The sequence below is a fragment of the Halomonas sp. KHS3 genome (assembly GCF_000830495.1).
Classification (GTDB): Bacteria; Pseudomonadota; Gammaproteobacteria; order Pseudomonadales; family Halomonadaceae; genus Vreelandella; species Vreelandella titanicae.
Genome location: NZ_JWHY01000002.1, coordinates 893,088 through 914,864 on the forward strand (window position 1 = coordinate 893,088; position 21,777 = coordinate 914,864).

Below are 21,777 nucleotides of genomic sequence, written 5' to 3' on the forward strand. Positions count from 1 at the left end.
CTTCGCGACATGTGGGGCCTTAGCTCAGCTGGGAGAGCGCAACACTGGCAGTGTTGAGGTCAGCGGTTCGATCCCGCTAGGCTCCACCAATTAGTAGTACTTGTTATCAGTACCTTTCGCGAAGCAGCTCGATATACGTCCCATTCGTCTAGTGGTCTAGGACACCGCCCTTTCACGGCGGTAACAGGGGTTCGAACCCCCTATGGGACGCCACTAATTCAGCATCCCTCCCTAATCGTTTATTTCTCTGGCAATGAGTCTTCTCATTTGCTGGCTTTTTGTATTCCCGCTGTTCACAAAAGAGCTACAAATCGACAATTTTTGGACGATTTTGTGCTTGACTTGTCCACTTTTGCGATTCTGGCTTAAAGGTTGTGCACAACCCCTTGTTGTTGACGCAAAAAATCTTTAACAGAACTTAAGTCTTTAAAAAACAATGACTTACAGAAGGTTAAAAAATAACCAATTTAAGGCTGGCCCACTGCCCATGGCGATTTCGGGACGTTTTGAAGTGGTTGTGAACAGGGTTATCCACAGATAGTGTGGAAAACCTTGAGCAGGATCCAGAAGCAAAAAAGTCAAGCGATAATGGAGTCGAATTAGGCGTTTTTGACGTCCTTCAATGTTGCATCCGGCTATCGCAGCGTCCTAGGCTCAGAAGGGGCAAGGGGTGGTCTCTAAGGGGAGAGCTTGCTCAAGGCATCTGGTAGGTTAGTGAATGGTCGCGAGCGCATGTGGTGGTGCGTTGGTGGTCTATGAACCAGCGTTAATCAGCCCATACGCAAAAGGCCACCCGAAGGTGGCCTTTGATCGTACTGTCAAGCGGGGATGGTTTATTTTTTCGGATAGTCACGCTGGTCGTGGCCAATATAGAGCTGGCGCGGACGACCGATTTTGTAGCTTTCGCTGAGCATTTCGTGCCAATGCGAGATCCAGCCAATAGTGCGCGATACCGCGAAGATCACGGTGAACATATTGGTGGGGATACCCATGGCTTTCAAAATGATGCCTGAGTAGAAATCAACGTTCGGGTACAGCTTCCGCTCGATGAAGTACTCGTCTTCTAGGGCAATTTGCTCAAGACGCTTGGCGATTTTAAGCTGAGGGTCGTCGGCCATGCCGAGCTCTGCAAGTACTTCGTCGCAGGTCTCTTTCATTACCTTGGCGCGCGGGTCAAAGTTGCGATACACGCGGTGACCAAAGCCCATTAGCTTGAACGGATCGTCCTTATCCTTGGCTTTATCAACAAAGCGCTGGATGTTCTCTTCGGAGTCTTCACCGATTTCGTCGAGCATAGCCAGCACGGCTTCGTTGGCGCCGCCGTGAGCGGGGCCCCAAAGTGCCGCGATACCTGCGCTAATACAAGCGAATGGGTTGGCCCCCGTGGAGCCTGCCAAGCGTACAGTCGAGGTAGAGGCGTTCTGCTCGTGATCCGCATGCAGCATGAAGATGCGATCCATGGCTTTCGCGTATACCGGGTTGATTTTGTACTCTTCGCAAGGGTTGCTGAACATCATGTAGAGGAAGTTCTCTGCATAGGTCAGATCGTTGCGCGGGTAGTTAAAGGGCTGACCCACATTATACTTATGGGACATTGCCGCCAGGGTAGGCATCTTGGCGATCAGGCGGATCGCGCTGATCACGCGATCTTCCTCTTGAGTGATGTCCATGTGGTCGTGATAGAAGGCCGCTAAGCCGCCCACTACACCGCACAAAATAGACATCGGGTGGGCATCGCGGCGGAACCCTTTAAAGAAGTTGTTGATCTGATCGTGAACCATGGTGTGGTTACGAATGCGCGATTCAAAATCTGCGTACTGCTCGTCGTTGGGTAACTCACCAAACAGCAGGGTGTAGCACACTTCTACGAAATTGGACTCTTTGGCCAGTTGATCAATCGGGTAGCCGCGGTGTAGCAGCACGCCCTTGCCGCCATCAATATAAGTGATGGCAGACTGGCAGGAAGAGGTGGCCATAAAGCCGGGGTCGTAGGTGAACAGGCCTTCAGCGCCTAAACCGCGTACGTCGATGACGTCGGGGCCAAGTGTGCCGGAATACATGGGTAGCTCGATCGGTTTATCCAGACCGTCTACCGTCAATGTCGCTTTCCTGTCAGCCATGCTGGCCTCCTTTCGAATTCGGGTTGGGACGTAAAGTCATTGCTGCGCATACCGCGCCGGCGAAAAGGCTTGCCCACTATAGAAGTGTGCGACATTTTGTCAATTAGCCTAAGCGCTAGCTGCAGGTTGTACAAATATTTTTGCTTTGAATAGTTTTTGTATACGATGAAAAAGCCTACATTATGGCGAAGCGTCAGAAGATTGACGATAGGCTAACATGATATGTTAACAGGCTTATCAAATTGCTAATCTACTGTCACTATAACCATGCTGCAGCGCAAAATCGACTCAGGATGCGGACAATTTTCTTGCACCATAGTCGAGTTAGGGCTGAGTTCGGTTTGTAAGCGAGGGCGAAGGTTCTTATAATCCACGGCGCGCGACCGGCAGGTAGGTGGTCGTGCCCGACTTGGCAACGGCCGAGCCCCTTCCAGCAACCACCGCCCGCTCGGGCCATGCCCGACCTGTCGCAGAGCGGGCCAAGAGAGTGTGTACAAAGCCGTGAATAGCAAACGACCCGTAAACCTAGACCTTACTACGATACATTTCCCACTGCCGGCGCTGACGTCGATCACACACCGCATCACGGGTGTCATCCTGTTCGTTGGCCTGATTTTCGCTTTTTGGGCGCTGGGCAAGTCCTTGTCATCTCCTGCGGGTTTCGACGCCGTTAGCGATGCACTGGCCAATAATTTTTTGGCTAAGTTGATTGCTTGGGGGTTGTTATCCGCACTGGCATTCCACTTTGTAGCAGGTATCAAGCACCTGCTGATGGATGCCGATATTGGGGTAACCCTTGAGGGTGGCGTTAAAAAAGCGCAGATCACCGTCGTGGTCAGCGCTGTTCTGATTATTCTGGCAGGAGTTTGGGTATGGTAACTAACATTACAAGTTTTGGCCGTAGTGGGCTTTCTGACTGGCTGATGCAGCGCGTTTCTGCTGTTATTTTGGCCCTCTACACGGTCTTTATCGTTGCCTTTCTGCTGTTTAATCCGAACCTCGATTACTACACGTGGAGCGGTCTGTTCAGCCAGACGTGGATGCGGATTTTCTCGCTACTGGCGTTCGTCGCCTTAGCCGCACACGCCTGGATTGGTCTGTGGACCGTCACCACCGACTATCTCAAGTCCACTCGCCTGCGCGTGGGTGTCCAAGCTGTCATCATCTTGGGCATTTTCGTGTACTTGGTGTGGGGCATTCAAATTCTGTGGGGAGCTTGATTACATGTCTAATCTGCGTAGCCTGACGTTTGACGCCATTATTATTGGTGGCGGTGGCTCTGGCCTGCGAGCCGCTCTGGAGCTGGCGAAGTCCGGCAAAAAGACGGCCGTGTTATCGAAAGTTTTCCCGACCCGCTCTCACACCGTTTCTGCCCAGGGTGGTATTACCTGCGCGATTGCGTCCGATGACCCGAATGATGACTGGCGCTGGCATATGTACGACACCGTTAAAGGCGGCGACTATATCGCTGACCAGGACGCGGCGGAGTATATGTGTTCTGAAGGCCCGAAAGCGGTATTCGAGCTCGAGCATATGGGCCTGCCGTTCTCGCGTTTAGATAACGGTCGCATTTATCAGCGCCCGTTTGGCGGTCAGTCGAAGAACTTCGGTGAAGGTGGCCAGGCGGCTCGTACCTGTGCCGCTGCTGACCGTACCGGCCACGCGCTGTTGCACACCCTTTACCAGAATAATTTGAAGAACAATACCGTGTTCCTCAATGAGTGGTATGCAGTGGATTTGGTCAAAAATGCCAGCGGTGATGTGGTCGGCTGTATCGCCATGTGTATCGAGACGGGCGAAGTGGTTCACATTAAGTCCAAGGCCACAGTATTAGCTACTGGTGGAGCAGGCCGTATTTATGCTTCCACAACCAATGCGTTGATTAACACCGGTGACGGTATTGGCATGGCGCTGCGTGCGGGCTTCCCGATGCAAGACATGGAAATGTGGCAGTTCCACCCGACCGGTATTTACGGTGCGGGCACGCTGGTCACAGAAGGCTGCCGCGGTGAGGGTGGCTACCTGATCAACAAAGACGGCGAGCGCTTTATGGAGCGTTATGCGCCGAATGCCAAAGATTTGGCGGGCCGTGACGTTGTCGCCCGTTCGATGGTCATGGAAATTCTGGAAGGTCGTGGCTGTGGCGAGAAGGGCGATCACGTCTTCTTGAAGCTTGATCACCTGGGTGAAGAAGTACTTGGTAAGCGCCTACCTGGTATCGTTGAGCTCTCCAAGACGTTTGCTCACATCGATCCGGCAAAAGACCCGATCCCGGTCGTACCGACCTGCCATTACATGATGGGCGGTATTCCGACCAATATTCATGGTCAGGCGATTACCATGGACGAAAGCGGTAACGATCATATCGTTAACGGCCTGTTTGCCTGTGGTGAAGCAGCGTGTGTTTCTGTTCACGGTGCTAACCGCTTGGGCGGTAACTCGCTACTTGATCTAGTGGTCTTCGGTCGTGCTGCAGGCATGTTTATTGAAGGCGCGCTGAACGAAGGCATTGAGTACCTGGACGCTTCCGAGTCTGACATTGAGTCGGCCATGAAGCGGATCACGCGCTGGAATGAGTCTGAGGGTGGTGAAAGTATTCCTGAGCTGAAAGCTGAGCTTCAGGAAATCATGCAGACCTCCTTCGGCGTATTCCGCGAAGAGAAAAACATGCTGGAAGGCGTCGACAAGCTAGCGCTGCTGCGCGAGCGCATCGCTAATGCCTACTTGCCTGACAAGTCCAATGCCTTCAACACTGCCCGTGTAGAAGCACTGGAACTTGATAACTTGATGGAAGTGGCTGAAGCGACGGCGATCGCTGCCCTAGAGCGTAAAGAGAGCCGCGGCGCCCACTCGCGTTACGACTATCCAGACCGTGATGACGTCAACTGGCTGAAGCACTCGCTCTTCTTCCCAGCGACGAAAGAGCTGAAAAAACGCGACGTTAACTTCAAGCCGAAAACCGTTGATACGTTCGAGCCTAAGGTTCGTACCTACTAAACGCCGCATAGACGAGAGGGAGTCACTATGTCCAATCTTCAGGTATCCGTATACCGCTACAATCCGGAAACCGACTCCGCACCTTACATGCAGGAGTTTCAGGTCGATACTAAAGGCCGCGATGTGATGGTGCTGGATGTTCTTCATATGATGAAGGAACAAGACAGCGGTTTGGCGTTTCGTCGCAGCTGCCGTGAAGGCGTCTGCGGTTCAGACGGCATGAACATGAACGGCAAAAACGGCTTGGCATGTATCACGCCGCTGTCAGACGTTGTCAAAAACAACAAGCTGACCCTGCGCCCGCTGCCGGGCCTGCCGGTTATTCGCGATATGGTCGTGGATATGGGGCTGTTCTATAAGCAGTACGAGCGTATTCAGCCGTACCTGCAGAACGATACGCCTGCACCGGCCATTGAGCGTCTGCAGTCGCCAGAAGAGCGCGACAAGCTAGATGGCTTGTATGAGTGTATTCTATGTGCATGCTGTTCAACGTCTTGCCCGTCGTTCTGGTGGAACCCCGAGAAGTTTGTCGGCCCGGCCGGTTTGCTGCAGTCTTACCGCTTCCTGGCCGATTCACGTGACACGGCTACCAGCGAACGGTTGAGCAACCTGGAAGATCCGTTCTCGGTGTTCCGTTGCCGTGGCATCATGAACTGTGTAGCGGTGTGCCCAAAAGGGCTCAACCCTACCCGGGCAATTGGTAAAATTCGCGAAATGTTACTCGCTGATGCTACCTAAGCCTATGACATCTTAGTAAAAAAGCGCCTGCCACTTAAGTTGGGTGATAATGCCACTTAAATCATGGCGCTTCGCTTGTTATCATAGGGTTTGTCAGGCGGTGCGGCGTCACGTCGCACCGCTGATCAGACAAGTTTGAAAGCCGGTGCCTGGGGTACCGGCTTTCGAGCATGAACTGAAGACGAAACATCGTATGACCGCTAGAAGCACAGTATGACCGCTAGATGCGACATAAAGTGTTAGATGAAGAATAGCTAGACGAACAGGGTTTCCGGCCGTTGGCCGGCGCCGCCGGCAAATGTCCCGCCCCGCCGGCAGGGCAATAGCGATGTCGCCGCATGTTTGCGACGATACCGATACCACCCCATCAGTGCAGGGTGACCGAGAGATGCAACAAGGCATAATGGAGTTGATGTGGCGTTCCTCTCACGTTAGTGGCGGCAATGTTCACTACGTGGAAGCGCTTTACGAGCAGTACCTCGCCGATCCTGAGTCTGTCCCTGACGAATGGCGCAGCTATTTTGATGAGTTGCCGCGTCCCGAGGGCAGTGCCTCCCACGATGTTCCACTTAGCCCCGTGCGTGATCAGTTCTACCAGTTGGGGCGCGAAAGTCGCCCGGGCCGGGTAGTCGCCGCTGCCGATAGCGGTGAAAACAAAAAGCAGGTAAAAGTCCTGCAACTGATCAACGCTTACCGCTTCCGTGGCCATCAAAAGGCCAATATCGACCCGCTAGGGCTGCGTAATCCCACCCCCGTCCCCGATCTCGATCTGTCCTTTCATCAGCTTTCAAAAGCTGATCTGGATACCGAGTTCCAAACCGGTTCTTTCTTTTTAGGTATCGACAAAGCGCCACTGCGTGACATCGTAGATGCGTTGGAGCGTACTTACTGCCGCTCCATCGGCTGCGAGATCATGCATATCGTCGATACGGAAGAGAAACGCTGGCTACAACGGCGTTTTGAGTCGGTACGCAGTGCGCCTGATTTCAGTGCCGACGTGCGCAAGCACGTGCTGGAGCGTTTGACGGCCGCCGAAGGTTTGGAGAATTACCTGGCATCCAAGTATCCAGGTACCAAGCGTTTCGGTCTTGAAGGCGGCGAATCGTTTGTGCCGATGATGGACGAGCTTATCCAGCGTGCTGGCGGTTATGGCACCAAGGAAGTGGTCATCGGTATGGCGCACCGTGGTCGACTCAATCTGCTAGTCAATATTCTGGGTAAAAACCCAGCTGACTTGATTGATGAGTTCGACGGCAAGAAAGTCATCGAGCGTGGCTCAGGTGATGTGAAGTACCACCAGGGTTTCAGTTCGAACGTCATGTCCCCGGGCGGCGAAGTCCATTTGGCGATGTCGTTTAACCCGTCGCACCTGGAAATTGTCGCGCCTGTCGTAGAGGGTTCGGTGCGTGCCCGCCAAGATCGCCGTAACGACGAAGAGGGCAGTAAAGTACTGCCGATCAACGTCCACGGTGATGCGGCGTTTGCCGGTCAAGGCGTGGTGATGGAGACATTCCAGATGTCTCAGACCCGTGCTTATAAAACCGGTGGCACCGTCCATATTGTGATTAACAACCAAGTGGGCTTCACCACCTCGCATCCGCTGGATGCACGCTCTACCGAATACTGCACTGATATTGCCAAGATGGTTCAAGCGCCTATTTTTCATGTCAATGGCGATGACCCGGACGCAGTGCTGCACGCCACCCAAGTCGCTCTCGACTATCGCCAGCAGTTCAAAAAAGATGTGGTGATCGATCTCGTTTGCTACCGTCGCCGTGGCCACAACGAAGCTGACGAGCCGTCAGGCACGCAGCCGATGATGTATTCCAAGATCAAAGATCACCCTTCTGCGCGCTCGCTGTACGCCAAGCGCTTGGTTGATCAGGGCGTGCTCTCTGAAGAGTCCGCTAAAGCGATGATCGAAACCTATCGTGATGATCTCGTGGCAGGCAACCACGTTGCCAATGCACTGGTGCAAGAGCCCAACGCTTCTCTGTTCGTTGATTGGGCGCCTTACCTGGGTCACGAATGGTCTGGTGATGCCGACACGACGTTTGATATGAAGCGTCTGCAGCAGTTAGCGGCTCGCATGTGTGAAGTGCCGGACGGCGTCGAAGTGCAGCGTCAGGTGGCCAAGATTTATGAAGACCGGCGTAAAATGCAGGCTGGTGGTTTGGCACTTAACTGGGGCTTTGCGGAAACGCTAGCCTACGCCACGCTGCTAGAGCAGGGGCATCCGATCCGGATTACCGGGCAAGACGTTGGGCGCGGTACTTTCTCCCACCGTCATGCGGTGGTGCATAATCAGAAAGATGGCACTACCTATGTTCCGCTGCAGAATATGGCCGATGGTCAGCCGCGTTTCACCATTCATGACTCCTTCCTTTCGGAAGAAGCAGTGTTGGCATTTGAGTACGGCTACTCAACCACTGCGCCGAATGACTTGGTGATCTGGGAAGCTCAGTTTGGTGACTTCTTTAATGGCGCCCAGGTGGTCGTGGATCAGTTCATCTCGTCGGGTGAAACGAAGTGGGGCCGGGTGTGTGGTTTAACCATGCTGTTGCCACACGGCTACGAAGGCCAGGGCCCGGAGCACTCTTCGGCGCGTTTGGAGCGCTTCCTGCAAATGTGTGCTGAGCACAATATGCAGGTCTGCGTACCCACCACGCCCGCACAGATTTATCATCTACTGCGTCGTCAGGTGATTCGCCCGCTGCGCAAACCGCTGGTGGTGATGACACCTAAATCGCTGCTGCGTCATAAAGAAGCGATTTCGAGCCTTGAAGATCTCGCTCACGGTAAGTTCCATATGGTACTCGCCGACCAGGCAGATCTGGCGCCGAAGAAGGTCACACGCGTTGTGCTATGTGCTGGCAAGGTCTACTACGACTTAGCCGCTTGGCGCGCTGAGAATGAGCGTCATGACACGGCAGTTGTGCGTATTGAGCAGCTATACCCCTTCCCGAAAGAAGAGCTTCTGGAAGCGCTGCAAGACTATACCAACGTAGAAGATATTGTGTGGTGCCAGGAAGAGCCGCTTAATCAGGGCGCTTGGTACTCCAGCCAGCACAATATGCGTGCAGTGGCCGACATGCTGAAAGATGGCCTTGGTCGCGAGTTGAAATTTGCAGGACGTCCTGCCTCTGCTGCTCCAGCAGCTGGCTATATGTCCGTCCACACTGAACAGCAGCGCCAGCTGGTGGAAGACGCTTTTAATTTATAAGCGACCACCGGATTTAGAGAACATATAAGGGAAACGACATGGCTACTGAGATCAAAGCGCCAACCTTTCCGGAATCCGTTGCCGAAGGCACAGTGGCGGCGTGGCATAAAAAGCCGGGTGACAGCGTTGAGCGTGACGAGCTGATTGTTGAGATCGAAACCGACAAAGTGGTGCTGGAAGTCGTCGCACCGGAAGCGGGAACCCTGACCGACGTAATGGCCGAAGAGGGCGATACGGTTGCGTCAGAACAGGTGCTGGGCAAAATCGGCGAAGGCAGCGCGTCTGGCAGCAAAAAAGAAGAGAAATCTTCGGGCGATGACAGCGCTGAAAAATCCGAAGAGAAGTCTGAAGGTAAGAAAGAAGAGAAAAAAGCCAGCGGTGGCGGCAAGCAACACGACGTAAAAGCCCCCAGCTTCCCTGAGTCGATCCAGGAAGGCACCGTGGCGACCTGGCACAAAAAGGTCGGTGAAGCGGTCAAGCGCGATGACGTGCTGGCCGACATCGAAACCGATAAGGTTGTGCTGGAAGTGGTCGCTCCGGCCGATGGCGCCCTGGCTGAAATTAAAGCCGAAGAGGGTAGCCAGGTTGAATCTGAAGCGATTCTTGCGACCTTCACCGAAGGGGCCGGTGGCGACAGTGGAAGCGAAAGCGGTGGCGATTCAGCGTCCGCTAAAGCAGACAGCAGCGATGGCGATGGCGCCGACGAGAAAGTCGGTGACAAAATCCTCGCTCCGGCCGCACGTAAAATGGTTGCCGAGCATGACCTGGACGTTGCCAAGATTGAAGGCACCGGCAAAGGTGGCCGCATCTTGAAAGAAGACGTTCAGAAAGCGGTCAAAGACGGTTCTGCCAAGAAAGCAGCAAAATCGTCTGCACCAGCGAAAGCTGCCGCGGCACCAACTGCCGAAGGTGAGCGCATCGAGAAGCGCGTACCGATGAGCCGTCTGCGTCAGACCATCGCCAAGCGCCTGGTTCAGGCGCAGCAAACCGCGGCGATGCTGACTACCTACAACGAAGTGGACATGACCGAGATCATGGCCCTCCGTGCGCAGTACAAAGAGACGTTCTTAAAAGCTCACGACATTAAGCTGGGCTTTATGGGCTTCTTTGTAAAAGCGGCTTCAGAAGCGCTCAAGCGGTTCCCGGACGTTAACGCCTCTATCGACGGCACCGACATCGTTTATCACGGTTATCAGGATATCGGCGTTGCGGTATCCACTGACCGTGGTTTGGTTGTACCGGTACTGCGTGACACCGACAGCATGAAAATCGCTGACGTCGAGCGCAAGATTGTCGACTTCGGCAAGCGTGGTCGTGACGGTAAGCTGGGCATGGACGACATGATCGGCGGCACCTTTACCATCACCAACGGCGGTACCTTTGGCTCGTTGATGTCCACCCCGATCATCAACCCGCCGCAAACTGCCATTCTGGGCATGCACAAAATCCAGGATCGTCCGATGGCCATCAACGGCAAGGTCGAGATTCGCCCGATGATGTATCTGGCGCTCTCTTATGACCACCGTATGATCGACGGCAAAGACGCCGTTCAATTCTTGGTCACCTTGAAAGAATTGCTGGAAGACCCGGCACGTCTACTGCTGGATATCTAAAAAAGCATAAGCGTCATATTGATTTAGTACGCTTCTGCTTAACCAGGATATATCTGCAATCGTACACAGCCTTCCGCCCGGTTCGAGTTAAAGCGGGCGGAAGGCCAGCAAGCTAGAGGAGCCAACATGGCTGATAAGTTTGATGTGATCGTTATTGGTGCCGGCCCTGGCGGTTACGTCGCCGCCATTCGTGCCGCACAGATGGGCCTAAAAACGGCCTGTGTCGAAAAATGGGTTAACAAGGAAGGTAAAACAGTTCACGGCGGCACTTGCCTAAACGTGGGCTGTATTCCCTCGAAGGCCTTGCTGGAAACCTCGCACAAGTTTGTTGAGGCCCGTGACCATTACGCCGAGATTGGTATTGAAATCAGCGATGTGTCAACGAACATTGCCAAGATGCTTGAGTTCAAGGATCAGGTCATCGCCAAGAACGTCGGTGGTATTAGCGCGCTGTTCAAAGCCAATGGTGTTACCGCCCTTGAAGGCACCGGCAAAGTAGTCGCGTCTAAGCAGGTCGAAGTTACTGGCCATGATGGTGAAAAAACCACCTATGACGCTGACAACATTGTTATCGCAGCGGGCTCTGTGCCGGTTGAGATTCCGCCGACCCCGATGACCGAAGGCTTGATCGTTGACTCTAGTGGTGCACTTGAATTTACCGAAGCACCTAAGCGTCTGGGTGTGATTGGGGCTGGCGTCATCGGTCTCGAACTGGGCAGTGTGTGGAGTCGCCTGGGCAGTGAAGTCACTATGCTTGAAGCCATGGACACCTTCCTGCCGATGGTGGATACCGCCATCGCCAAGGAGACCCAGAAGCTACTCAAGAAGCAGGGCCTGGATATCAAACTCGGCGCTCGTGTGACCGGTTCGGAAGTCAAAGGCGAAGAAGTCGTTGTGAAGTACAGCGATGCCAACGGCGAACAAGAGATGACCTTTGACAAGCTCATCGTTTGTGTTGGCCGTCGCCCCTACACCAAAGGCGTAATTGACGAAGGCGTTAGCGTTGAGTTGGATGAGCGTGGCTTTATCTTTGTCGATGACCAGTGCCGTACCAACGTCCCGGGCATTTATGCTATCGGCGACTGTGTACGCGGCCCGATGCTGGCGCATAAAGCCTCTGAAGAAGGCGTTATGGTGGCCGATATTATCGCTGGCCATAAGGCTGAGATGAATTATGACGCTATTCCTAGCGTGATCTATACCGCACCAGAAGTGGCTTGGGTCGGTATTAACGAGCAGGAAGCCAAGGCTGCTGGAATTGAGATTAAAACGGGTTCTTTCCCGTTTGCAGCTAACGGTAGGGCGCTCGCCAACAACGCTTCAGATGGCATGGCTAAGATCATCGCTGATGCGGAAACTGACCGCATTCTCGGTATGCACATTGTGGGTCAACACGCTGGCGAATTGATTGCCCAGGGTGTGATTGCCATGGAGTTCGGCTCCAGCGCTGAGGATTTGGCATTGACGTGTTATGCGCACCCAACGACTGCTGAAGCAATTCATGAAGCAGCGCTTGCGGTAGATGGTCACGCGATTCATATGGCCAATCGCAAGAAGCGTAAGTAATTTAGTTAAACAACGAAGCGCCACCTTTTAAGGGTGGCGCAAACTTTCGGCTTTGTCTTAATCCACAAAGATCGAAAGAACGGGGATGGCCAGTTTTTTAGAAACTGATCATCGTTCGAGTCACATGCAACCAATGGCATGAATCGATGAATCTTCACGAGTATCAAGGTAAACAGCTGTTTGCCGACTATGGTCTACCAGTGTCTAAAGGCTTTGCAGTCGACACGCCCGAAGAAGCGGAAGAGGCTTGCAAAAAAATCGGTGGTGACATGTGGGTGGTTAAAGCCCAGGTTCACGCCGGTGGCCGTGGTAAAGCGGGTGGCGTTAAGCTGATTAAAGACCCGGCTGAAGCCAAAACATTTGCAGAGCAGTGGCTGGGTAAAAACCTGGTAACCTTCCAGACTGACGAAAAAGGTCAGCCTGTTGCCAAGATTTTGGTTGAGACCTGCACTGACATCGCCGATGAGCTGTATCTCGGTGCCGTGGTTGACCGTACTACCCGTCGTGTGGTCTTCATGGCCTCCACCGAAGGTGGTGTCGAGATCGAGACGGTTGCAGAAGAGACGCCGGAAAAGATTCTCAAAGCCGAAATCGATCCGCTGGTCGGCGCGCAGCCGTACCAAGCGCGTGAGCTAGCCTTTGAGCTGGGCCTGAAGGGCGACCAGATCAAGCAGTTCACCAAGATTTTCCTGGGTCTGTCTCAGTTGTTCCACGACAAAGACCTGGCGCTGTTGGAAATTAACCCGCTGGTCGTCACTGAAGAAGGCAATCTGCACTGCCTCGACGCCAAACTGGGTCTGGATAGCAACGCTCTATACCGTCACCCTGACCTGCAGGCCATGCGTGACCCTTCGCAAGAAGATCAGCGTGAAGCCGATGCGGCGAAGTGGGAACTTAACTATGTCGCGCTTGATGGCAACATCGGCTGCATGGTTAACGGCGCAGGTTTGGCCATGGGCACCATGGACATCGTCAACCTGAGCGGCGGCAAGCCCGCTAACTTCTTGGACGTTGGCGGCGGCGCCACCAAGGAGCGCGTGGCAGAAGCGTTCAAAATCATCCTCTCTGACGACAATGTTAAAGCCGTACTGGTTAACATTTTCGGCGGTATCGTTCGTTGTGACATGATTGCTGAAGGCATTATCGGTGCCGTTGAGCAAGTGGGTGTCAACGTACCGGTTGTCGTACGTCTGGAAGGTAACAACGCCGAGCTGGGTGCTGAAAAACTAGCATCTAGCGGTTTGAACATCATCGCGGCTACCAGTCTGACCGACGCGGCTCAGCAGGTCGTTAAAGCGGCGGAGGGCAAGTAATGAGCATCCTGATCGATAAGAACACCAAGGTCATCTGCCAGGGCTTTACCGGTGGCCAAGGCACGTTCCACTCCGAGCAGGCGATTGCCTACGGTACGCAAATGGTCGGTGGTGTTACACCGGGTAAAGGCGGCCAGGAGCACCTCGGTCTGCCTGTTTTCAACACCGTGAAAGAAGCGGTAGCGAAAACCGGCGCGGAAGCCAGCGTTATTTACGTACCGGCGCCGTTCTGTAAAGACTCGATTCTTGAAGCGGCGAATGCCGGTATCAAGCTGATTGTGTGCATCACTGAAGGCATCGCTACGCTAGACATGCTCGAAGCCAAAGTGAAGTGCGACGAACTGGGTGTACGTCTGATCGGCCCCAACTGCCCAGGTGTTATCACCCCAGGCGAATGCAAAATCGGCATCATGCCGGGTCACATTCACCAGCCGGGCCGTGTCGGTATCGTATCGCGCTCTGGTACCTTGACCTATGAAGCCGTTAAGCAGACCACTGATCACGGTTTTGGTCAGTCTACCTGTGTGGGCATCGGCGGCGACCCGATTCCGGGCTCTAACTTCATCGACATCCTTGAGATGTTCGAGAAAGACCCGAAAACCGAAGCTATCGTCATGATCGGCGAAATCGGTGGCACGGCTGAAGAAGAAGCGGCGGCTTACATCAAAGCCAACGTTTCCAAGCCCGTGGTTTCCTACATTGCCGGTGTTACTGCACCTCCTGGCAAGCGTATGGGCCACGCGGGCGCGATCATCTCTGGCGGTAAAGGCACCGCTGACGAGAAGTTTGCTGCTCTAGAAGACGCCGGTGTTAAAACCGTGCGCTCTTTGGCTGAAATCGGTGATGCGCTGAAAGAAGTGACTGGCTGGTAAGCCATTGACGTTTAGCTGCACGCTATAAGGGCGCCTCTCGGGGCGCCCTTACTGTTTTTGGTTTCTACCCTTGCGCCATTACATCTGCTATCACGCCGCAGAGCGACGCAGCATGCGATAGCTATACAGTACAAAGAGCGGCGCGCCTGCCGCCAAATATAAATGGTAGCTGACCAACCGCCACACCAGTACCGCTGCTGCGGCCTGCTCGCGCTCCATCAACGGTAACAACAGGCTTCCTACGCCCACCTCCGCAGCACCCGCGCCGCCGGGCAGAAAACTAAATTGGCTGGCTGCCATCGCCAGCATCTGGGTCAAGAATGTCCACATCCAGTCCGCATGGCCACCTACTCCCAGTACTGCCAAATAGAGCAAGCTGTAGCGCATGAGCCAGTGCGCCGTCGTCAGCGCTAGCATGGCGATCAGTATACTGCGTGGGAGCTTAAGGGTGACCTTTAACGCATGCCGACAGCGCAAGAGGCGCCGTACGAGCCAGCGTCGCTGATATCGGCTTGGCCATGGCGTGTTCACGCCGGGTGAACGCAATAGGCTGGGTAGATAACGCATTACGACAATCACCAGCGCTGCCATGAACGCTAATCCTACCAGTGCCCACTGCACGAGCGACTGATGTGGCCATTGGGTGTCGCTTAGCATTGAAAAGAGCACCAGGCCGCTCAGCATGGCCAGGAAGAACAGTAAATCGCAGCCTTGATCAATCAGGAACACCGCCGCGCCCTTGGCAGGCGGGAAACCGCGCCGCGCAAGCAACAACAACAGGGTTGCTGGGCCACCGCTGCCGCCTGGGGTGGCGCACAGGGCAAACTTGGACGCCAGCTCGATACCCAGCGCGCCGCGCTGGCCGAGCCTGCCCGCACGGCCACCCAGCATCAAACGTAGCCTTGCTGCATTCAGGTTCCAGCACAGAAAGGCCATCACCAGCATCAATAACAGCAGCCCAAGTGGGAAGTGTTTGACGCGCTGCAGTGCTTCAGCGCCACCCAACCAAGCAGTGAGCACTAGTGGTGCAATCAGCGCTAAGGCAATCATCACACCATGGATGGGTCGCCATTTCAGTAGCTGACGGCGACTAGTGGTGTTGGTGGAGTGCATACGGTTGGCTGCCGTGGCAAAGCTGCTGATAGTGCTCCAGCAGGGAATGCATGACACCATCCCAGTTGAAATGGCGCTCTACATGGCGGCGCGCATAGCGCCCACTGGCGGCGACATCATTACTGAACAGTGCCACACACGCCTCCGCCATGGCAACGGGGTCGAGCGGTTTGCATAAAATACCCGCCCCCAGCGGCACGTTTTCTGCCAGCGCCCCTGCGTTCGCTGCTATTACTGGAATGCCGCTTGCCATCGCTTCCTGAGCAATTAAGCCGAAGGTTTCTCGGGTGCCCGCATGTAACAGCGCATCGCTACTGGCTAGCGCCTTCGCGACCTCGTGGGCGCCACAACAGCGATCAACGATGGTGACATTACTGGGTACGTGATGTGGCATGCCGGGCCCCATCAGCAGCAAATGATAATCGCTGCCTAGCTGACGCATCGTCGTAAGCAGCACATCAATATTTTTCTCGCGGGAATTGCGGCCCACAAAGATCAGCAGCTTTTTGTCGCTGGGTATACCCATGGTTTGGCGAAACGCAGAGTCACACTGCTGGGGATTGAATTGCGCCAAATCGACGCCCAATGGCTGAACGCGAACGTTATTGACGCCCCAGTCATTCAGTCGATTCGCCATGGCGTTACAGGGTGCCAGCACGCTATCAAACTGGCTATAAAGCGTCGTGACATAGTGGGTTAAGCGTTTCTCAACGTAGCGCCCAAAGCGATCACCCATCAGGCGCGGAAGATCAGAGTGATAAAAGCCCACCACAGGCACGCCGAGGCGTTGCCCCGCATCGAGCGCCGCCCAGGCCGTTACATAGGGGTCGCCAGCCTCTATCAGATCGGGCTTCAGATCAATCAGTGCATCACGCCACGGAGAACCGCGTAGCGGAAAGCGGTAACCTTGCCCCAAAGGAAGGTGTAACGCCGGTAGCGTGTGGTGGTCGCCAAGACTATCCCGCTCCGCCCCCGGCACCAGCAGGCTGGTGCGCAGCTGTGGAATACGCGAGAAAACACGGTGTTTGGCCTGCAAATAGGTACGCACACCGCCGCTGGCGGGGGCATGAAACATCGTCACATCGGCAATGTGCAAGCTAACCTCCAACCCCAAAGAGTGTCATCGTTTCACCATAAAGGAGAAATAAGTCAGTTCAGAGACAACGGAGCCCGTTTGTGTCTATGTGGCAGGGCTCTCGGCAGGCGCCACCATGGCGACCACTCTGGCGATGATCTACCCCGATATCTTTGCGGCGGTAGGCGTGCACTCTGGGCTGCTCCACGGCGTGGTCAAGAGTTTCCCCGATGCCTTGGGGGTCATGCAGGGAGGCACAGGGCCCCTCGCTGGCGGTAACAAAGCAAAAGGAGCCGGGTGGGCGTCGGATGTGCCAGCGATTATGTTTCATGGCGACCGCGACACCACCGTGCTCCCCCGCAACGCGGATCGCGTGGCCGCCCAGTACAGCACATCGCGTCAAGCAGGAGCGACGGTAGTGCAAGGCAACGTTCCAAGGGCCGCGGCTACACCTGTACCACCCACCGTGATGCTTCGGGTAAGCCATGCTTAGAGCAGTGGCGTATCCATGGGGGCATGGCTTGGTCAGGAGGTAGCAAAAAGGGCAGCTATACCGACCCTCAAGGCCCTGACGCTGCCCGGGAAATGCTGCGGTTCTTCTGTCAGCATCGGCAGATAGTGTCATAGAACTGGCCGATATCTGCTCAGGTTATGTCTAGTCTGTCAGTAAGTTAGCGCAGGTGAGACGCGCTGGTATAGTAGATACTCTTTGATTATGTATAAAAGTTGACAATAGTTTGCAAAGGTTGAGTTACAGTTTTCATTCTTGTTGCCTAAAATCCTAGCTCTTTCACTTGTTAGGATTTGGCAATGCTTTCACGGTTCAAGATCGGTACACGGCTCGCACTGGCTTTTGGCTTGGTCTCGCTATTTCTTTTGGGCACTTTAATAGCGGGAATTATGGGCATCACCTTCACCAAGGATACTGCCCAAAAAACCTTGGACACGGACGTAGCACTCGCAAGCAATGCCGCTGAAATTCAGCGTCTGGCATTGCAAGCGCGGCGCTTTGAAAAAGATATCTTCATCAATATTGACAGTCGTGATCGTGTAGCGGCTTATCAGCAAAGTTGGGTGGCGACCATCGAAGAAATACAGGCCGCCTTCCAGGCGGGTAGCCAAATTGCCGATAAAGATAGCCTCGATGCTTTGTACCAACAGGCAGGAAGCGCCCTCCAGGGGTATGAAGAGGGTTTTTTGTCAGTCTATCGCCAAATTGAACTAGGCAGTATTACCGAAACCTCTCAAGCCAATCTGGCTTTCGGTGAGCATAAAGAGAGTATCTACCAGCTTGAGGAGTTGGCTGATGAAATTAGCCTAGTGGCTGCTGAAGGGGTCAAGACGGCTAACGAGGCGATAAATGCCGAGTATCGTTTGGCTATTTGGCAGCTTTGTATTTTCGCGGGGGTGGCGTTGTTGATGGCGCTGGCGCTGGCAATTGCTATTACGCGTAGCATTGTATTGCCTTTGCGGAGAGCGGTTGAGGTTGCTAGGCGCGTTGCGGAAGGAGATTTGCGACACGATATCGTAACCACAGGACGTGATGAAACGGCTCAGTTATTAACCTCCATGGCCGAAATGAGTAAAGAGCTCACTACCTTGGTCGCATCACTACGTGACTCTAGCGAGAATGTCTTGAACGGAGCCAATGAAATTGCCCAAGGTGGGCAGGAGCTCGCCGCTCGTACTGAGCAGCAAGCAGCTGCCTTGCAGGAGACGGCTTCAAGTATGGAGGAGATGACGGCAACGGTTCGCCAGAATAGTGATTCAACCAAAGAGGCTGATACGCTGGCCCATAATGCTTCGCAACAGATGCAAAGCAGTGGTGAAGAAGTTTCCCGAAGTGTGGAATTAATGCGCGAAGTGACAGCCGCATCGCTAAGCATGGATAAGATCGTTGAGGCCATCGATACGATTGCATTTCAAACCAATATCCTGGCTTTAAACGCCTCCGTTGAAGCGGCGCGTGCTGGTGATAAAGGCCGTGGATTTGCAGTGGTCGCTACAGAAGTTCGTGCGCTAGCAAGCCGCAGTGCCGCTTCAGCAGGTGAGATTCGTAGTATGCTCGACGATACGCGTAGCAAAATAAAGCTATGTTCTGACCAAGCGGAGCGAGGCGCTGCGACCATAGGTGAGACGGAAGCGGTGATCCAGCGCCTCGCTATGCTGATGGTCGAGGTCTCCTCTGCCACTCGGGAGCAAAGCAGTGGTATTGAGCAGATCAATACTGCTATTACTGAAATGGATTCTACCACTCAGCAAAACAGCACCTTGGTTCAGCAGTCGACTAATGCAGCATTTTCCCTGGAAGATCAGGCTGGGCGACTTCGCGAGCTGGTAGCTGCCTTTCAAATAGATGAAGCTGTTGTGAAAAAAGCAACAGAGTACAAGCCTGCAATGGCCTTATCCTCGGCTGCAAGACAAGCAGAGTTCTAATAATCTGATAACAACAGTGGCGCCTCAAAGGCGCTGCTGCTTTTTAATGGGCTAATAAAGTTTTTCACTAGGTTGTGCCATCAGGAAGTGGTCCTCTTCGCGCAGCGAACTGACAAGCGTATAACACTCTAATTCTTCGGTCTGGGTACGCTCTTTTTTGTCATCAATCACTCCTCTGCCGTAGTCAATGGGAACAAACACCACTGGCATCAACGCCGAGGCTTTATCATAGGCTGGGTGAGCTGCTAGTAAGACTGATTGATGGCAGATTTTATAAAAAGTATATAGAGAAATAAAAAGCAATGTTTGAAAAAAGCACTCTTTTTTTTGCTTTATTACATGAAAAAAATAGTACTGCAGACTAGATTTTTAACCCGCCTCTATTCTTGACAGTAAAAGCGGTGTCACTTATCTTTAAAATGTAATCTTTGGTAATTTTTATGTTTCTTATTGTAATGTGTGTGGGTGTGTGGCTTTTCATGAGGGCTACCGGAAGAAATTTAATTATAAAGATCATAGTACATTGATTTTTAATACATTAAAAAACTAGTGCAGGAGTGTAGTGTTGTTAGTTTACATGTGATTTTTACTTATATAAGCAGTAGTCATATTGTCCGGCTTAAGTGTTTCTGATTGGGAAGTGGCAATTTTTTTATTTCTTTAAAGTATCCTTGTGTTACCTGCTATACACTTTTTAGTCCAGAAATATGCAATGCAACAAGTAGGCATGAATAAAAAAATCGGAATTAAATAAGCTTGAAAATAAGAGCGTAGGGAAACTCGTTTAATTGACGATAATGGCGAGGTGGTATTTTGAAAATCTTGGTCATAGGGAACATGGGCTATGTTGGCTCCGTTGTGGTGCGGGAGCTAGCCTTACGTCACCCATCCGCCACTCTTCATGGGTATGACACTGCCTACTTCGCACACTGTTTGACGAATGCCGAACTTCTTCCTGAGCGCTATCTCGACCAGCAGTTTATGGGGGATGTGCGAGATATTCCGGCTGATTTTTTTGAAGGTTATACGGCTGTAGTTCAACTGGCGGCGATTTCCAATGACCCCATGGGAGACCGTTTCGCCGCAGTGACAGCTGAGGTCAATCAGCAGGCGACGGTTGAGATTGCCAAGGCAGCGGCTCAGGCGGGGGTAGAAAACTTCGTTTTTGCCTCAAGTTGCAGCATTTATGGCATCGCTTTAGGGGCTCCGCGCAGTGAGTTGGATCCCGTGGCTCCCGTTACCGCCTATGCCTGCTCGAAAATAGCAGCTGAAGAAGCGTTAGCCGGCATTGGGGGCGACATGGTGATTACCAGTTTACGCTTTGCGACTGCTTGCGGAATGTCAGAGCGTTTACGGCTGGATCTGGTGCTCAATGATTTCGTTGCCTGTGCCCTAAGTCAGCAGCATATTACCGTGCTTAGCGATGGGTCTCCCTGGCGGCCCTTGATCGACGTCTCCGATATGGCCAGAGCTGTCGATTGGGCAGTACAGCGCAAGCCTGAAAACGGCGGGCGCATACTCAATATCAATACCGGATCGAACGAACGCAATCATCAAGTGCGAGACTTAGCCACTGCAGTGGCCAAAGCCGTTCCCGGCACCACGCTGAGTATCAATACCCAAGCCCCGGCGGACAGTCGCTCCTACCAAGTGGATTTCAGCCTGTTTGCCAAGTTGGCACCTGAGCACCAACCACAAATGACGCTAATAGATTCGATCATGGGATTGATCAATGGGCTCAAAAGCATGGAGTTTTCCGATACCCAGTTCCGAGCCTCGCGCTATATGCGTCTGCATGCGCTGCAGGCACATATCACTGCGCGCCGTCTATCTGAAAACCTGCGCTGGCAAATGTGTGATGCAGTCACCCCGAGTGCTTTGTCTGCTGCTACCCACATTAACCTTGAGGCCTGAAACGGAGGCTAGACTATGAAAGTCGCAATTTTCGCGGGAGGGTTCGGAACGCGCTTAAGTGAAGAAACAGCCATTCGCCCCAAGCCCATGGTGGAAGTGGGTGGTCGGCCGATCCTTTGGCATATCATGAAGATGTACGCCCATCATGGCTTAAAGGAGTTTATCGTCCTGGGTGGCTATAAGGTGGAGTACATCCGTGACTATTTCCTCAATTATCGCGGCAATCGAACCGATTACACCATCGATCTGAAGACAGGTAACGTCGACTGGCTTCAGAGCGTTAATGATGATTGGAAAATCACTGTGCTGGATACAGGCGCCGATGCCATGACCGGAGGGCGTCTCAAGAAGGCAATGTCTCTCCTGGCAGATGAGCCTTTCTGTTTGACCTATGGCGATGGGTTGAGTGATCTGAATATCAATGCCTTGATCGACTCACATCTGGCCTCGAAAAATTGGTGCACCCTGACGGCAGTAACGCAGCCGGGCCGCTACGGTGCCCTGCGTTTGAAAGAGGGCAACAGCCAGGTAGAGGGCTTTCGTGAAAAGGGCGAAATAGATGGAGGGCTGATCAATGGCGGCTTCTTCGTCTGTAATCCGGAAGTGTTCGAGACGATCGACGATAGCCAGACCGTATGGGAAAACGAGCCCATGAACCGGATGATCGAGCTGGGGAAATTGGGCTACTTCCATCATAACGGGTACTGGCAAAGCATGGATACGCTGAGAGACAGAATGGTACTCGAGACCGCCTGGGCAGAAGGCGCCCCCTGGAAGCTCTGGAAGGAATGAACCAT

16 protein-coding genes and 2 tRNA genes are annotated in these 21,777 nt (G+C 53.4%); 15 read left to right on the plus strand and 3 right to left on the minus strand.

Translation table 11 applies throughout. From position 1 onward, the window contains the following. The first annotated feature begins 13 nt into the window (after positions 1–13). Positions 14–89 (plus strand) — tRNA-Ala (locus RO22_RS06250). A 48-nt stretch (positions 90–137) separates the two neighbouring features. Beyond that, positions 138–213 (plus strand) — tRNA-Glu (locus RO22_RS06255). A 620-nt stretch (positions 214–833) separates the two neighbouring features. On the opposite strand, the gene gltA is transcribed toward RO22_RS06255, so the two are convergent. Further along, complete coding sequence (gene gltA / locus RO22_RS06260; RefSeq protein WP_009287293.1) at positions 834–2,120, minus strand: citrate synthase; 1,287 nt, start codon at positions 2,118–2,120, stop codon at positions 834–836. 501 nt (positions 2,121–2,621) lie between these two features. Here gltA and sdhC point away from each other — a divergent pair. From sdhC to sucD, 9 genes are all read left to right on the plus strand, one after another. Then, positions 2,622–2,999, plus strand: coding sequence for a succinate dehydrogenase, cytochrome b556 subunit (gene sdhC, locus RO22_RS06265; protein WP_196518187.1), 378 nt, complete (start codon positions 2,622–2,624; stop codon positions 2,997–2,999). Beyond that, positions 2,993–3,340 carry a succinate dehydrogenase, hydrophobic membrane anchor protein gene (gene sdhD, locus RO22_RS06270; RefSeq protein ID WP_022520469.1) on the plus strand — a complete coding sequence of 116 codons (348 nt, stop codon included), beginning with the start codon at positions 2,993–2,995 and terminating at the stop codon, positions 3,338–3,340. The genes sdhC and sdhD overlap by 7 nt, the downstream gene beginning before the upstream one ends. A 4-nt stretch (positions 3,341–3,344) precedes the next feature. Continuing rightward, positions 3,345–5,117, plus strand: a complete 1,773-nt coding sequence (sdhA, locus tag RO22_RS06275) for a succinate dehydrogenase flavoprotein subunit (protein ID WP_022520468.1) — start codon at positions 3,345–3,347, stop codon at positions 5,115–5,117. Positions 5,118–5,144: 27 nt separating this feature from the next. Next, positions 5,145–5,855 (plus strand): succinate dehydrogenase iron-sulfur subunit, encoded by a 711-nt coding sequence (locus RO22_RS06280; RefSeq protein ID WP_009287296.1) that lies wholly within the window; start codon positions 5,145–5,147, stop codon positions 5,853–5,855. A 388-nt stretch (positions 5,856–6,243) separates the two neighbouring features. Then, positions 6,244–9,078 (plus strand): 2-oxoglutarate dehydrogenase E1 component, encoded by a 2,835-nt coding sequence (locus tag RO22_RS06285; RefSeq protein ID WP_027959716.1) that lies wholly within the window; start codon positions 6,244–6,246, stop codon positions 9,076–9,078. 38 nt (positions 9,079–9,116) lie between these two features. Further along, a complete protein-coding gene (odhB, locus tag RO22_RS06290; protein ID WP_039859309.1) occupies positions 9,117–10,691 on the plus strand; it encodes a 2-oxoglutarate dehydrogenase complex dihydrolipoyllysine-residue succinyltransferase in 1,575 nt (524 codons plus the stop codon). A gap of 126 nt (positions 10,692–10,817) precedes the next feature. After that, positions 10,818–12,257 (plus strand): dihydrolipoyl dehydrogenase, encoded by a 1,440-nt coding sequence (gene lpdA / locus RO22_RS06295; protein ID WP_009287298.1) that lies wholly within the window; start codon positions 10,818–10,820, stop codon positions 12,255–12,257. Between the two features lie 146 nt (positions 12,258–12,403). Beyond that, the gene (gene sucC / locus RO22_RS06300; protein ID WP_009287299.1) at positions 12,404–13,570 is read left to right on the plus strand and encodes an ADP-forming succinate--CoA ligase subunit beta; all 1,167 of its coding nucleotides are present in this window, start codon (positions 12,404–12,406) and stop codon (positions 13,568–13,570) included. Then, complete coding sequence (gene sucD, locus RO22_RS06305) at positions 13,570–14,442, plus strand: succinate--CoA ligase subunit alpha (RefSeq protein WP_009287300.1); 873 nt, start codon at positions 13,570–13,572, stop codon at positions 14,440–14,442. Before sucC ends, sucD begins: the two co-directional genes overlap by 1 nt. Positions 14,443–14,532: 90 nt before the next feature. Here sucD and RO22_RS06310 read toward each other — a convergent pair whose 3' ends face one another. Then, positions 14,533–15,555, minus strand: coding sequence for a YbhN family protein (locus RO22_RS06310; protein WP_051052016.1), 1,023 nt, complete (start codon positions 15,553–15,555; stop codon positions 14,533–14,535). Continuing rightward, positions 15,533–16,651: a glycosyltransferase gene (locus RO22_RS06315; RefSeq protein ID WP_035538532.1), complete on the minus strand. Its 1,119-nt coding sequence runs from the start codon at positions 16,649–16,651 to the stop codon at positions 15,533–15,535. Before RO22_RS06315 ends, RO22_RS06310 begins: the two co-directional genes overlap by 23 nt. Positions 16,652–16,766: 115 nt before the next feature. On the opposite strand from RO22_RS06315, the gene RO22_RS06320 reads away from it, so the two are divergent. From RO22_RS06320 to rfbF, 4 genes are all read left to right on the plus strand, one after another. Next, on the plus strand, positions 16,767–17,123 hold the full coding sequence (locus RO22_RS06320; protein ID WP_027959714.1) for a PHB depolymerase family esterase: 357 nt from the start codon (positions 16,767–16,769) through the stop codon (positions 17,121–17,123). Between the two features lie 317 nt (positions 17,124–17,440). Further along, the gene (locus RO22_RS06325; protein WP_039859310.1) at positions 17,441–19,066 is read left to right on the plus strand and encodes a methyl-accepting chemotaxis protein; all 1,626 of its coding nucleotides are present in this window, start codon (positions 17,441–17,443) and stop codon (positions 19,064–19,066) included. Positions 19,067–19,879: 813 nt separating this feature from the next. After that, positions 19,880–20,980 carry an NAD-dependent epimerase/dehydratase family protein gene (locus RO22_RS06335; RefSeq protein ID WP_039859311.1) on the plus strand — a complete coding sequence of 367 codons (1,101 nt, stop codon included), beginning with the start codon at positions 19,880–19,882 and terminating at the stop codon, positions 20,978–20,980. A gap of 15 nt (positions 20,981–20,995) precedes the next feature. Continuing rightward, positions 20,996–21,772 (plus strand): glucose-1-phosphate cytidylyltransferase, encoded by a 777-nt coding sequence (rfbF, locus tag RO22_RS06340; protein ID WP_009287302.1) that lies wholly within the window; start codon positions 20,996–20,998, stop codon positions 21,770–21,772. Positions 21,773–21,777 lie beyond the last annotated feature (5 nt).

Bases quoted from the DNA above. Each gene is read 5' to 3' on its own strand.
- gltA (WP_009287293.1), bottom strand. From the start codon at position 2,120: ATGGCTGACAGGAAAGCGACATTGACGGTAGACGGTCTGGATAAACCG.
- sdhD (WP_022520469.1), top strand. From the start codon at position 2,993: ATGGTAACTAACATTACAAGTTTTGGCCGTAGTGGGCTTTCTGACTGG.
- sdhA (WP_022520468.1), top strand. From the start codon at position 3,345: ATGTCTAATCTGCGTAGCCTGACGTTTGACGCCATTATTATTGGTGGC.
- RO22_RS06280 (WP_009287296.1), top strand. From the start codon at position 5,145: ATGTCCAATCTTCAGGTATCCGTATACCGCTACAATCCGGAAACCGAC.
- RO22_RS06285 (WP_027959716.1), top strand. From the start codon at position 6,244: ATGCAACAAGGCATAATGGAGTTGATGTGGCGTTCCTCTCACGTTAGT.
- odhB (WP_039859309.1), top strand. From the start codon at position 9,117: ATGGCTACTGAGATCAAAGCGCCAACCTTTCCGGAATCCGTTGCCGAA.
- lpdA (WP_009287298.1), top strand. From the start codon at position 10,818: ATGGCTGATAAGTTTGATGTGATCGTTATTGGTGCCGGCCCTGGCGGT.
- sucC (WP_009287299.1), top strand. From the start codon at position 12,404: ATGAATCTTCACGAGTATCAAGGTAAACAGCTGTTTGCCGACTATGGT.
- sucD (WP_009287300.1), top strand. From the start codon at position 13,570: ATGAGCATCCTGATCGATAAGAACACCAAGGTCATCTGCCAGGGCTTT.
- RO22_RS06310 (WP_051052016.1), bottom strand. From the start codon at position 15,555: ATGCACTCCACCAACACCACTAGTCGCCGTCAGCTACTGAAATGGCGA.
- RO22_RS06320 (WP_027959714.1), top strand. From the start codon at position 16,767: ATGGCGACCACTCTGGCGATGATCTACCCCGATATCTTTGCGGCGGTA.
- RO22_RS06325 (WP_039859310.1), top strand. From the start codon at position 17,441: ATGCTTTCACGGTTCAAGATCGGTACACGGCTCGCACTGGCTTTTGGC.
- rfbF (WP_009287302.1), top strand. From the start codon at position 20,996: ATGAAAGTCGCAATTTTCGCGGGAGGGTTCGGAACGCGCTTAAGTGAA.